This is a genomic window from Photobacterium sp. AWH4_225, from assembly GCF_056158405.1.
In genome coordinates this window covers 2,110,422-2,123,224 of the sequence record NZ_JBSWTF010000001.1, presented here as the reverse complement: position 1 = coordinate 2,123,224, position 12,803 = coordinate 2,110,422, and the positions used below count along the sequence as shown (strand labels likewise).

General features: G+C 38.6%; 16 protein-coding genes. All 16 read left to right on the top strand.

Annotated features, from left to right (window positions below; all coding sequences use genetic code 11):
• Positions 1-722 precede the first annotated feature (722 nt).
• Entirely contained in the window at positions 723-1,403 is a 681-nt protein-coding gene (locus ACXAD4_RS10135; RefSeq protein WP_475241090.1) for a S1 family peptidase, read from the top strand.
• 118 nt (positions 1,404-1,521) lie between these two features.
• Positions 1,522-2,118 carry a hypothetical protein gene (locus ACXAD4_RS10130; protein ID WP_475241088.1) on the top strand — a complete coding sequence of 199 codons (597 nt, stop codon included), beginning with the start codon at positions 1,522-1,524 and terminating at the stop codon, positions 2,116-2,118.
• A gap of 220 nt (positions 2,119-2,338) precedes the next feature.
• Positions 2,339-3,427, top strand: coding sequence for a radical SAM protein (locus tag ACXAD4_RS10125; RefSeq protein ID WP_475241086.1), 1,089 nt, complete (start codon positions 2,339-2,341; stop codon positions 3,425-3,427).
• A gap of 30 nt (positions 3,428-3,457) precedes the next feature.
• Positions 3,458-3,643: a hypothetical protein gene (locus ACXAD4_RS10120; RefSeq protein ID WP_475241085.1), complete on the top strand. Its 186-nt coding sequence runs from the start codon at positions 3,458-3,460 to the stop codon at positions 3,641-3,643.
• Between the two features lie 270 nt (positions 3,644-3,913).
• A complete protein-coding gene (locus ACXAD4_RS10115) occupies positions 3,914-4,648 on the top strand; it encodes an HNH endonuclease (RefSeq protein WP_475241083.1) in 735 nt (244 codons plus the stop codon).
• A gap of 99 nt (positions 4,649-4,747) precedes the next feature.
• Complete coding sequence (locus tag ACXAD4_RS10110; protein ID WP_475241081.1) at positions 4,748-5,380, top strand: hypothetical protein; 633 nt, start codon at positions 4,748-4,750, stop codon at positions 5,378-5,380.
• 140 nt (positions 5,381-5,520) lie between these two features.
• The gene (locus ACXAD4_RS10105) at positions 5,521-6,081 is read left to right on the top strand and encodes an SLATT domain-containing protein (RefSeq protein ID WP_475241080.1); all 561 of its coding nucleotides are present in this window, start codon (positions 5,521-5,523) and stop codon (positions 6,079-6,081) included.
• 102 nt (positions 6,082-6,183) lie between these two features.
• Positions 6,184-6,888, top strand: coding sequence for a hypothetical protein (locus ACXAD4_RS10100; RefSeq protein ID WP_475241078.1), 705 nt, complete (start codon positions 6,184-6,186; stop codon positions 6,886-6,888).
• A gap of 134 nt (positions 6,889-7,022) precedes the next feature.
• Positions 7,023-8,030 (top strand): hypothetical protein, encoded by a 1,008-nt coding sequence (locus ACXAD4_RS10095; protein ID WP_475241076.1) that lies wholly within the window; start codon positions 7,023-7,025, stop codon positions 8,028-8,030.
• Between the two features lie 123 nt (positions 8,031-8,153).
• Positions 8,154-8,753: a cytochrome c oxidase assembly factor Coa1 family protein gene (locus ACXAD4_RS10090; RefSeq protein ID WP_475241074.1), complete on the top strand. Its 600-nt coding sequence runs from the start codon at positions 8,154-8,156 to the stop codon at positions 8,751-8,753.
• Positions 8,754-8,894: 141 nt separating this feature from the next.
• Positions 8,895-9,350 carry a GNAT family N-acetyltransferase gene (locus ACXAD4_RS10085; RefSeq protein ID WP_475241073.1) on the top strand — a complete coding sequence of 152 codons (456 nt, stop codon included), beginning with the start codon at positions 8,895-8,897 and terminating at the stop codon, positions 9,348-9,350.
• Positions 9,351-9,513: 163 nt separating this feature from the next.
• Positions 9,514-10,182, top strand: a complete 669-nt coding sequence (locus ACXAD4_RS10080) for an HNH endonuclease signature motif containing protein (protein WP_039485656.1) — start codon at positions 9,514-9,516, stop codon at positions 10,180-10,182.
• Positions 10,182-10,598 carry a hypothetical protein gene (locus ACXAD4_RS10075; RefSeq protein WP_156143339.1) on the top strand — a complete coding sequence of 139 codons (417 nt, stop codon included), beginning with the start codon at positions 10,182-10,184 and terminating at the stop codon, positions 10,596-10,598. Before ACXAD4_RS10080 ends, ACXAD4_RS10075 begins: the two co-directional genes overlap by 1 nt.
• A complete protein-coding gene (locus ACXAD4_RS10070; RefSeq protein WP_475241072.1) occupies positions 10,522-10,851 on the top strand; it encodes a hypothetical protein in 330 nt (109 codons plus the stop codon). The genes ACXAD4_RS10075 and ACXAD4_RS10070 overlap by 77 nt, the downstream gene beginning before the upstream one ends.
• A 135-nt stretch (positions 10,852-10,986) precedes the next feature.
• Positions 10,987-12,291 carry a DUF2314 domain-containing protein gene (locus tag ACXAD4_RS10065; RefSeq protein WP_475241070.1) on the top strand — a complete coding sequence of 435 codons (1,305 nt, stop codon included), beginning with the start codon at positions 10,987-10,989 and terminating at the stop codon, positions 12,289-12,291.
• A 120-nt stretch (positions 12,292-12,411) separates the two neighbouring features.
• On the top strand, positions 12,412-12,768 hold the full coding sequence (locus ACXAD4_RS10060) for a DUF6547 family protein (RefSeq protein WP_010448907.1): 357 nt from the start codon (positions 12,412-12,414) through the stop codon (positions 12,766-12,768).
• Positions 12,769-12,803 lie beyond the last annotated feature (35 nt).

Here is a 12,803-nt window from a genome sequence, read left to right as displayed (position 1 = left end):
CGTAGAAAATTTGTTGTTTGTCAGTATGTTAATTTAGATGGCGAGGGTGGGATATGCGAAGTTACTTCGAAATAGAAGCGTACAAGGGGTAGAAACGTCGTAACTTGTTGATTTACTTTTAGTGGGATAAGCGAAGTAATTACGTAAAATAAAATGTTAGTACGGGTTTGACATCAAAGGTCATAAGTTTTGGTGTTTATCTGTTTCGGCGCTCGTATTTACACCTTTCAGTTAGTGCCTTTCACGTTCTTTCCGGTGGCACTATATGCGGAGTATTCGCTTTGACTTCAACGTTTACGGCTTCTAACTCTTAGCCTATTTCTTTGGCGCTTCTTCATTTTCGTGGCGGCTTTTGAGAGAACCTTGATTACTTTTGGTGTGGCTATTGAAGTGCGAGGAAAGAATCCTTTTCTAATTTTAAGTCAGTGAAAGTAGGGCAGTTCAGTGCGTTTTTCTTCTAGCCAACTTTCGTCTTTCAATTGGGGTAAAGTTTTGTAGCTGCCCGTCTCACTTCAGTGTTCAAAGCCTTTCATATTATGCCACTTTTCAATATCTTGGAACGCATAAATAGAAGTAACGCATGTACTAACAAATTGCTTAAGAGTGATTCGTAACGCGTGGCATTTTTACTATGCGGTGGCTTATGTGTTTAAGGCGCCGTGCGGTAGCTTTTGCATTGCGTTACTCACACCTTAGCAAGGCGTTATACCTTTGGAGAAAATATGATTACAACAAATGCAATTCAAAGAACTTTCCACATTAAAATAGGAGAGTCAACGGGCACATGTTTTACTGTGGATGTGGATGGGCGCCAATATCTTGTTACAGCAAAACATGTTGTTGAGAATCTAAATGGAGCTTGCTCGATCGAAATTTATCACGAGAAACAGTGGAAATCGATTGATGTTACTGTTGTTGGTCACTGTGATAAAGGTATTGATATATCAGTACTAACCGCAAATTTTCAAATTTCGCCCACTCACCAATTAGAGCCGACATCAGCAGGCTTGGTCTACGGTCAAGATGTCTACTTCCTCGGCTTTCCGTATGGAATGTCTGGAGAATTAGGTGAGATAAATAGCGATTTTCCATTGCCTTTCGTAAAGAGAGCGTTAGTTTCAAATATGATATTTGAAAACGACACTCACATCTGTTTCTTAGATGGTCATAATAATCCTGGTTTTTCTGGAGGTCCTGTGGTTTTCAAGGAGCCAGGAAAACAGGATTACAAAGTGTGTTCAGTGATTTCTGGTTATCGGTATGCTAAAGAGCCAATTTATCAAGGAGACAACCCTGTTCCTTTAGAGTTGCGCGCTAATACAGGAATTGTAATTACTTATGGTATACAGCATGCAGTTGACTTAATTAAAAGCAATCCTATCGGTTATGCACTAAAGGTATAACAAACTGTTTAAGAGGGATTCGCAACGCGTGGCATTTTCACTATGCGTTGGTTTTAGTGATTAAGGTGGTGTGCGGTGGCTTCGGTATTGGGGCGTTATGAGTACTCGTAGGAAGTATATGCACGAAACAGAGTGGCGAAAGAAAATATGTGAATGGATGCGGAGTACTTGGCCAGAGGATATATATATTGAGGAGGCATATACTCCATATGGTACGGATATTATTCATAAGCGTCTTGCTAGACCTGACATCCTAAGAATTTCTCCTGATGGCAGTATTAGTATTATCGAAGTCAAAAAATGGGGAAGCTCAGAGTTCAATAAATGGGCTGTCTTGGGGCAATTGCAACTCTACACGTTTCTCACTGAGACCCAATACTTCCAGGATAATGATGACTATTTCTGGATGCTGAATCTCATCAGAAAAGGACTAGTCGAACAAGCTGTAGTTGATAATATTGAAAAACGGTTCAAAGACTCAGAACCCTTGGTTAATGATTGGTGTGTGGTAATTGTTGGTGGTGATAAACAAGAAATAGAACAATCTGAAATCCTTTGGCACATGTTTGACTTCGTTAATTTGAATCTAGAAGAAAATTCTAATTTCAGACCGCTAACTTTGCTGCATGCGACAGAGGAGAATGGTAAATATAGATGTGACAACTTGGAATGTTGGTTCCGAAAAAACACTATCTACGAGAACCCGTACTCATAACAAAGCAATCAAGGTGACCCGTTACACTCGGCGGTTTTGGTTTGAAGTTCGGTGTGCTTTGTTGGTTTAGCGTAGGGCACCTTATTGCAGGCGTTATATGCCAAGAGTCAAGTGTAACCATAAGACTTAGGGATCAAGATTAACGATGGTGGCTGTGTGAGAATAAATAAAAACCTTAAAAATAAGCTGTCTTGGTTCAATTACGGATATATAAAGTCCTATGATTAACACTTTAATAATAAAAACAACGGGCGATTGCAACTTAAACTGCACTTATTGCTACTACAAAAACAATCAATATGATTTTAAAGGGATGCGTTTATCAGTCCATAATTTGGAGAGTATTTTTAACAAATACAATAAATACCTCGTTGAAAAAAATGTAAGTAACATACAGATTGTATTTCATGGTGGGGAACCAATGTTGAATGGAATACAATATTTCCAAGACGTATTGAAATTACAAAGAAAAATATTTAGTCAATCAATAAGTATCTCAAACTCTTTGCAAACTAACGGGACTCTTATAAATAAAAAGTGGGTGAATTTTTTTAAAAAAGAGAACATTAAATTAGGTATCAGCTTAGATGGACCGAAAGATGTCCATGATTTGTGTAGAAGGTTCTCAAAAAATCAAAGGGGTTCCTATAGCAAGGTAATTAACTCAATAAAATTACTCAATGATGCAAATATTAAATATGGCGTTTTAACTGTTCTAAACCCTAATGTGTCTGGGAGAAAAGTGTTTGAGCATCATTATTCTGTAGGCGTACGCTCAATGGACTTTCTTTTGCCTATTTTAAGCAGCAAATTTAACGATTGTGATTTAGTTGCTTACTTTAATTATATGAAAGAAGTATATGACTCATGGATTGAGCTTGATGACCCTGACGTGAAAATTAGAAACTTTGAAGAAATTATACAGTTGCTATATAAAGGCTCCCCCTCACTTTGTAGTTTCTCGAACAATTGCATAAAGTATCTTACGATTGAACCTAACGGTAATATTGGGATGTGTGAAAATCTAAGGATGATTCAGGATGAGAATTTTTCATATTTATTAGAGGAGAGTATACACAGCGAATATGACTTTAATCATGTCGAAGATAAGCTCATAAAAATAAAGGAGCTTTATAAGATTAATGATTATTCTAATGAGTGTGAAGATTGTAACATTTTTACAATTTGTAAAGGTGGGTGTTTGCTAAATAGATATAGGATAAATGATTTTGGAAATACATCAATGCATTGCTTATATTATAAGAGTATTATTGACTACGTTGTTAAAAGCATTTTAAAAAATCGGTAAGAATAACTTCACGAATAATGGAGAGTCATTATGACAGGTAAAAACACTAGAAAAGTGAGATTAAATGACATGAGCGTTACTGATATCAAAAATCTTGACTTGCCTGAAGATGTTAAAAGTAAAGTTTTAAAGAGGGCTATTGCTAAAGCGAAAGTTGATTTTCCAGAGGATCTTGCTCTTTGGAAAGAAAAAATAACATGGGAGGAAACACGCTGATTGTTAAAAATCAGGAAATCTTTTATTTTCATTGGATTAACCTACGTTTCTGAGGTGTTATGCCTAATACCGCCTCAGAAAATAAAAGACTCCACTGTAATTGTATATGGCTTGAAGGCAGACCTAAACAAGTTATAGCACAATAATCGACAGGCATATAACAAGCACATTAAGTCGGAACAAAAACAGATGACTACGTTTCGTTCCTCAACATTTTAGCCCACTATTTTAGTCCGCTTATTTGGGCGTTAAATGTGCAAAGGAGTTTCATTGAAAATCACTAATGAAAGTGTTCATCGAATTTACGAATTATCAAAGCAGGTGTATCACTCTCAATTATCAACAAAACATGCAATTGAAGTGGTTAGAGAAGAAGAGCTTATGGCTGCTGGCTCGGCACGCATTTATATCAGTATATTTAAGTGCTTGATGGCAGGAGTGGGACATAAGAGGGCAATGAGTGAATATTCAACAGAGTATTTTCTTAAAAGTATTTATAGTGATTACGGTTATGACAAATTTCTTGTAGCGCTGCAATCTACAGCTCACCATGTAACTTATTATAATTCTCTTAATAAGGGGCGTCGTACATCTATATCAAAGATCATTGAGCGTCTAAGTGAAAAACATCGACTCGAAGTTGAACTGTTTTCGGTTTATCCAGATGAAGTTGATGAGACAGTTTTTCCCGAAGGCATGGTTAAAAAAGTAGTAATAAATTCATTTGAACGAAACAAAAGTGCTAGAAACTTATGTATTGAAGAGCATGGTTTAAGTTGCTCTGTTTGCGAGTTTAATTTCGAAAAAGCTTACGGGGAGCATGGAATTGGGTTCATCCATGTTCATCAAGTTGTCGATATTTCAAGTGTTGGACATGAATATCAAGTTGATCCTAAAACAGATTTAGTCCCAGTTTGTCCTAACTGCCACGCAATGCTTCATAAGCGCAAACCTGCCTTCACGGTTCAAGAGTTGAAAGTACATTTAACAAAGGCATCAAGGTGACGCGTTACACTCGGCGGTTTTGGTTTGGAGTTCAGTGGGCGTGGTGAGTGCACCTTAGCGCACCTTATCTTAGGCGTTAGATTTATTCAGGTTCCAGATATGCAATCTATTAATTTAAAGAAAATTATATTACCCGGTACGTGGAGGTATTTAGGCCTGCGTTGCCCTAATATCCCTCCCAGTATGACTCCAATTGCGGGAAGGGAGCCAGAGGAAATTGCTAAGGCCTTACAAGGAGATTTGTATAGGATTGGTCGTCACCATATTAGAAATGCATTCGTAGTTGTTAAAGGTAGTGCAAGGTTCCTCTACGTTAGACCGAACTATAGCGGGTACCGGAATGTGGCAAGAAAAGTCTTTTCAGGTGTTTCATGGGATGTCGATTATGACCATGCACTATCTAGAAGAATTGCTATCCAAGCAAAGCCAGCTTATGAATATGTTTTGCTTTTGCGTGTCCCCCCTTCAGTGAACCGTCAGCACGGCCACTTTGAAAAAAAGGATAAGTTAACGCACCCCGTTCCTCCGGTTTGTTTTGCAGATGATAGGGTGTTCGATAAGTGGCTTGGCCGTCCTCCTCTATCACGTAAAAGGAGTCCCCGAATTTTGTTGGGCTACTCGCCAAAAAATGCGACTTCCTATGGGTTAACTCTGAAACAAAGAGGGCGGTGGGCGTATGCAATAGGGATGGGTGATATAGATTTACCAATGAATCACCTCATTAAAATCTAACAAACTGTTTAAGAGTGATTCGCAACGCGTGGCATTTTTACCATGCGTTGGTTTTAGTGTTTAAGGTGACATGCGGAGGCTTTGGTATTGCGTTGCTCACACCTTAGCAAACCCATAAAGATTTGGATAGGAGTCTAAGAATGAAATTGAACGATTATCTCGAGTCCTTGAAGCAACTTACCCTTTTTAAAGATAACGAGCATAAAGGAAGCTACAACTATCTTGTCAATTGGTATGCAGTCAGACACCCTAAGCACCGTAGGTATTACTACGTTTCAAGTTTTTTTGTGGTCATTCTTTCATTCATACTCGCTATTGTGATAGCTATTGGTATTGATGGGGTATCGAATTTGAGAGGGATCGGCTCTGCATTGCTTGCCCTCGTAACTTCAGTTTCCTCTGTGTTTGTATTCAAGCAAAGTTGGTCTGGTTACTTTATAGCAGAACAAAAATTAATGGCCATAAAAGACGTTTATGACGAAGCATTATTTAGAGCAAAACTCATCGAGAGTGAGGATAGTGAAAAGGCACTTAAGATCGCTGTAGAAGCAACAAAGCAATTTATGCTTGGAACAAGTGAAATAGTTACGCATGAAACTATGGGGTACTTTGCTAGTTTAAAATCGCCGGGAGCACACTTGGGTCGTTTGCCTAACAAGTGCTTCAAAGGGACAGCCAACGCTAGGCGAGTTCAGCATTAATAGTTAGTTCTCGTGATTTACGGTATTTTAGGCTGTGTTCAGTGGTCACATCGTCTGCCCATTAAGCAGGCGTTAGCTCTCTTTCGTAAATTGGGAAATTATATGTCACAGGCTAGAGAACAAATTTATAAGGCAATTGAGGATAACGAGTTAGGTAAAGTAGTTTTCAGTGACCCTTTTTCTGAAACTACTAGAAGATCTAAAAGAAACTTGCTTATCGCAAGCTTCTCTTCGATATTGATTGCTACTTTAGGCCTTGAGATAAACAGCTTTGTTGGTCTAAAAGCGACAAACCCATTAGGAAGTGACATTACACTCGGACTGGCATTTCCCATCGTAGTGTATTTTTTCCTGTCTTTCGCATTCCAGGCATATATTGATTATGTAGCGTGGAAGTTCCAGCGAGAAAAGCAGTTAACTAAACCATACTTAGAACTTATCGGCTTTATTGAAATGCAGGTATCTGTCACTAAAGAGCAGAACATTAAAACTAAAGAACGGTTAAGTGGTCTGTCGGGCGAGAGTAGTATGCAAGGTAAAGTTAATGATGATGGCGTCTTTACTAATGTTAAACGGGGGCTGGAATCAATAGAAGCTAACCTGTCATCTTCAATGGAAGAGATTAACCTGTTGCTCGCAACGTGGTCAGAAAATATCGAAAAAATGAAAGTTCTATCAACACGTTTGCGTGTAAGGTTCTTCAGTCTTTGGACTCTCGATATAATCTTCCCTCTAGTCATATCTTTTAGTGCTTTGTATCTGAGCTACGGTGGTATTGTGGCATTGCTTTGTAAGTTCAAAAGCTAACAATCTGTTTAAGAGTGATTCGCAACGCTTGGCATTTTTACTATGCGTTGGTTTAAGTGTTTAAGGTGGGATGTGGAGATTTCGGTGTTGAGCGCCTCACACCTTAACAAGGCGTTATGTTCCTAGGAGTAAAAGTGAAGAAAATTGCGCGTATTTGTTGGAACAGTAATGGTTGGACTCAGCCTTCTGGCAGATTAGGTAAAAGTACCAACAAGGAGTCCTATGAATTTCTTAATGGTTATGGTCATGAAGAGTGGCTATTAGATACAACCAAACTTATTGACGGTTATCATTATGGATACTTACAGGCAATTGGTAAGCATAGGGATAAATACCTGAATGAAGTCTTTGATGTGTCACTATATTCTATTAACAATGACACCAAGCAAAGGTGGTGGCTCGGAGAGATTCAGAACTTAGAAGTTGTATCAGAGACTGAATCAAAAAAAGTATACAAAATATACAAGTCAAATGGTTGGTATGCTGAAATGCAGCAACAACTTATGCAAGTTGGCGCGAATACTGATGAGTTCAAGAATTTTGTAACTCCGGATATTTTTGCTGTTGTAAAGTTTAAGCCATCTGACTTGAATTTACTGGAAGAGCCCGCAGAGTTTAGAGCTGATGATCCAGCGGTCACGTCAAATTACTATAACCTCAAGAACAAGAAGCTAGACCCAGATCTAAATTTGGAGCATGGCTTTTCATTCAAGCCAGGACATAACATCGGTAAAGCAAATACCAAACGATCCTACAGCGATCACGGCAAGGAAGTATCTCTTTTACATAATCAACTTCAAACTGAGTTGTATGATCAGTTAGTGAAAGCTCATGGTTACGATAATGTTGGTACAGAAGTACCGTGCGGACACGGTAATCGTGTGGATGTAGTTGTTCTGGACAGTCAAAAATACACATTTTATGAGATCAAGACGTCAAGAACTGCTAAAAGCTGCATCAGAGAGGCATTGGGGCAGCTCATGGAGTACGCCTACTATAGTAATGTTCATCAAGTTGAGAAGCTTGTCGTTGTCTCTCCTCATTCATTGTTTGATGATGACCAACAATATATTGATCAACTTAACAAGCGTTTCAACCTAAGCCTTCATTACCTTCAGGTCAAAATGAGTTCCGGAACATAACAAAAACATTAAGGTGACGCTTTACACTCGGCGGGTTTGGTATGGAGTTCAGTGTGCTTGGTAAGTTTATCGTGGCGCACCCTATGTTCGGCGTTATGTGCCCGAATAGGATTAGTGGAATATATGGAAAATAGTAAAGAAGTCCCTGAACAGATTAAAGGTTGGAATTGGGGCGCGTTTGCGTTCAATTGGATATGGGGTATTCGCTTTCGTACCTATCGAGCTTTGTTGGTTTTTGTGCCGTTCGTTAACATTGCGATGCCATTTATTCTTGGCTTCAAAGGCAATGAGTGGGCTTGGAAGCATAACCAATGGAGTAGTGTTGAGGAGTTTAAAAACTCTCAAAGGAAGTGGTCTGTTGCAGCTGCGATAATGCTGGCTTGTGGTGTTATCTTGGCACTCATCTTTACTATAAGCATGAATAGCTCATTTGAAGAGTCTGGTTCAACTAAGCTAGCACTTCGCAATCTAGAGGGTTCGGACAAGTTTCATGCGAATATTGGTACGCCTTACGACATTGACTTAATCCAAGGAACTATTCAAAGATATGAAGTTTCCGGCTCTGCTGATATGCAGTACGAGATTGAAGGTCCGCAAGGTGATGGTCAATTTGAGTTCCAAGCCGAATTAAGTGAAAGTACTTGGCGGTTAACTTGCTTGAAAATTAGATATTTACCTAGCCAAGAACTCGAAATTCTAGCGCCTTGTGAAAAAGGCACATAACAAACTGTTTAAGAGGGAATTGCAACGCGTGGCATTTTCACTATGCGTTGGTTTGTGATTAAGGTGGCATCGGCAGTATCGGTATTGCGTTGCTCACACCTTAACAGGGCGTTAGCAGTCAGGAGTAATAAGGATCTATAGATGGAATTAAAGTATCGTTCAGCTGATTTTGAAGATTTGGAAAGTCTTGTTGCTTTGCTTTCAAATGACCCACTTGGTAGAAAAAGAGAAGATGCGTCTGTTCCGTTGAATAGTGCGTATCTTGAAGCGTTCGAGGCAATTGTGCGAGACCCAAACAACGAATTACTTGTTGTTGAGCAGGAAAACTCTCTAGTCGGGATGCTTCAAATTACCTTTATTCCTTACCTGACGCATATTGGTAGTTGGCGTTGTCTTATCGAAGGTGTTCGAATCCATAGTGACTATCGTGGACAAGGTTTTGGTGAGCAAATGTTCGCACATGCTATCGAACTGGCAAAAAGCAAAGGCTGTACAATCGTTCAGTTAACAAGTGACAAGCAGCGCCCTGATGCAATCAGGTTCTATGAAAAACTTGGATTCAAAGCAACACATGAAGGGTTTAAACTCGCGTTGTAGGCTGTCTGCTAACAAACTGTTTAAGAGTGATTCGCAACGCGTGGCATTTTTACTATGCGTTGCGTTTAGTGTTTAAGGTGGTATGCGGTAGCTTCGGTATTGCGTTGCTCACACCTTAACAGAGCGTTAGGTATTTTAATAAAGTTTGAGGAAAGTTATTAAAGTGGCAATTGGTTCGGTTGATACAAAAATTTTATGGGGTAGAGCTGGTGGGCGTTGCTCAATGCCAGGTTGCAATGAAGACTTAACTTCTCTGGTTGAGTCTGGAAATTATGTTGTAGGAGAAATGGCGCATGTTATTGGGAGTAAACCTACTGCTGCTAGAGGAACACCAGAGGGCGGTGCTGATACATATGACAATTTAATTCTGTTATGTCCGACTCACCACACTCATATCGATAAAGCTCCTGAGGGTACTTATACGGTTGATATGCTTCATGAATGGAAGAGAAATCATGAAGCGGAAATTAGCAGCGCAGGTAAAGCTGCGAAGTTTGATAACTTCGCAAAACTACAAGTTGCAATAGCTCGATTACTCGCTAAGAATAAAGCGATATTTGATGCGGTAGGTCCTTTAAGTGACGTTGCTCAGTCAGATCCTAGTTCAAATGCATTTCTCGTATGGGAACTAAGAAGAATCGATAGAATCCTCCCCAATAATAGAGAGATATTAAATCTAATTGATGCGAACGAAGATCTCATCGAAGAAGTTACCATCATAAAAGCCGTAGAAAAATTTCGTGTGCATGTAGAGTCGTATGAAAAGCACGTTTATGAACGGCTAGATTCTTATCCACTTTTTCCAACTGAATTTGCAGAGGTATTCTCATAATGTCAAACGGTTCTAATTCATGGGGTGTGTCATACAGCCGAATTGCATGGCTAGAGTCTGCAATCCAATCTCATGGTAATGTTATTCGCTATTCTCGTCGTGATGACCTAATTATGGAATTCGACAGAAAAGACGGTAGTTCTATTACATTAATTTGCCTAGATGAGTATGCTCTTGGAGAGTCTTTAGTACACAGAGTTCTGCAAGAGTTTCCTGAGGTAAATTTCATATCGGTTGGTGGTAATTGGAATGGTTATACTCGAGAAGCAAAACAACTTTGCCTGTCGAAAAATATCGGACTTTTCAATTCAAGTGAATTAACAGGAGCTTTGTGGAAAAATGATTTTTGGCTGTATCACCAAAGAGATGATAAAGGAAATCCAATTTATCCATACAAAAAACAGCAACCTGCTTAGTGTATTTGGATTCGGTTCATTTTTTAGAGGTAATAATCCTAAAGATTGCGACTTGCTACTTGTTGTAAAAGATGACTCTCCAAATTTGGGTAAACTACATGCAGACTTATCAAAGGCGTTCTTTGCTTTAGGGAAAAAGCTTGAAATTGATTTTGATTTAACAGTCCTTACAGAGCGTGAACACAAAGCAGCTCCACTTAGGGAGCATGATAGGTTAGTGCCCATTGTTACCTACGAGCTAGCAAATACCTAACAATCTGTTTAAGAGTGATTCGCAACGCGTGGCATTTTCACTATGCGTTGCGTTTGGTGTTTAAGGTGGTGTGCGGCGGCTTAGGTATTGCGTTACTCACACCTTAACAGGGCGTTATATTTTAAAGGAGGTTTTGTGATACCAAAAATTAGTAAGTTAGTTTTCCTGCTAGTGTTGCTACTAAGTAATGGATTGTCTAAAGCTGATGATAATGTTCAAGATATAATGTATAGAACAATCGTATATTTCTACCCTAGCTCTCATATGGTAAATAATAAAACTTTAGAAAAATATAAACGAGAAATAGAAAGGCATAATATATCTACTACAAATACAGATAAAGCTAGCATCACGATGCAGTTAGTCTCTGATATTAAGGCTCCTGATATAGAGTATTTGTCATATTACGGGAGGGGGATTACTAAACAACAAGCGGAAGAGCTCCAAGGGACTAAGTTAGCATTAATAATTGATTGTACATATCCAATGGACATGCAAATTGATGGATTAAAGCTATCAAATAAAATCGCTTATGATATCGCAAAATCCTATGGTGGAGCTCTTTGGGATACCGAAACTCGAGAGTTGTTTACTCCTGTTACTTGGGAAAAAAAACGATTGTCATCTTGGGAAAATGGCACCCCTATTGTCGAAAAACATATTGTCATTCATGCTTATAAGAATAATGAATATGTTAGGGCGATTACATTAGGAATGGCTAAGTTTGGAATGCCAGATATAGTAGTGAATGATTTTTCATGGTCGCTGAATCGACCAGTTGAAAGCTTGATTGTATTGGTTTCTCAATCGATAGTTGAAGGAAGTAGATTATCTGAAGATAGTAGTATTGAAATAAGCATAGATAATTTGGCTGAAACAAATTACAAAAAAAGACTTAAGTCATCATTAATTGATAACGCAACATCAGGTGTCGATGTATTAATTGGTGATGCTAAATGGGAAGAAGGAGATCCCGATAATTATCTTATAGAGATTCTGTTTGATAATGTTGCTGGTGAGTCGGTACAAATAAGGCAAGATGTCTTGTTATCCTCAATATTTGGTTGGGAGGATAAGGTTTCATACGTAAAACACAATCAGCTAATTGAAGATGCTAGTATGAGAGCAAAGTCCAAGTTAAAAGGACTAAAATCTGATTTTAACTTGGGATTGGAACCAGGTGAATTTATACAGGTTAAAGCACCCTTCACAACTCTAGATGATGGTGTTGAATGGATGTGGGTTGAGGTCATGGAATGGAAAGGGGATAAAATTAAGGGGCTCCTTAAAAACCAACCAAAACATATTCCAGAACTCAAAGGGGGATCAGTAGTTACCGTTAAAGAAAGTGAAATATTTGACTACTTTAGAATTTATCCTGATGGAAGCTCAGAAGGTAATGAAACAGGTGAACTTATTTTGAAGTATCGTATTTTATAAAATATATCAAAAACATCAAGTTGACGCTTTTTACTGCGCATTTTTGGTATGGAGTTTGGTGAGCTTGGTTAGTTTAGTGGGGCGCAACTTATGTTAGGCGATATTCCTAAGGTGATAAATATGAAAAATATCGATGAATTTGGTCAGTTGATATCTAAAAGTTTACGAGACCAAGCCTTGGAAAGGTGCGTGGATATCATAGAACGAAAAGTGAAATCTCAAGAATGTATAGAAATCAACGACAGCTTATCTAGCTTAACGGATGAGCAAATCTCCGTCGTAAAACGGCTAGTAACTAGCTGTATTGATACTGGTATTCATGATTTTCTTTATACTCTTGGTGAGAAACAAGACGAACTGTCTGTATCAATAAATGGCAAAGATATAGCCAAAGAGTCAGATGGGTTAAATGGTGAGTTATTCTCTGACGACGGTTGGTTTGCTAAATACAGTAAATATGGTGAGTCTGGAATATAACAAACTGTTCAAGAGGGATTCGCAACGCGTGGCAT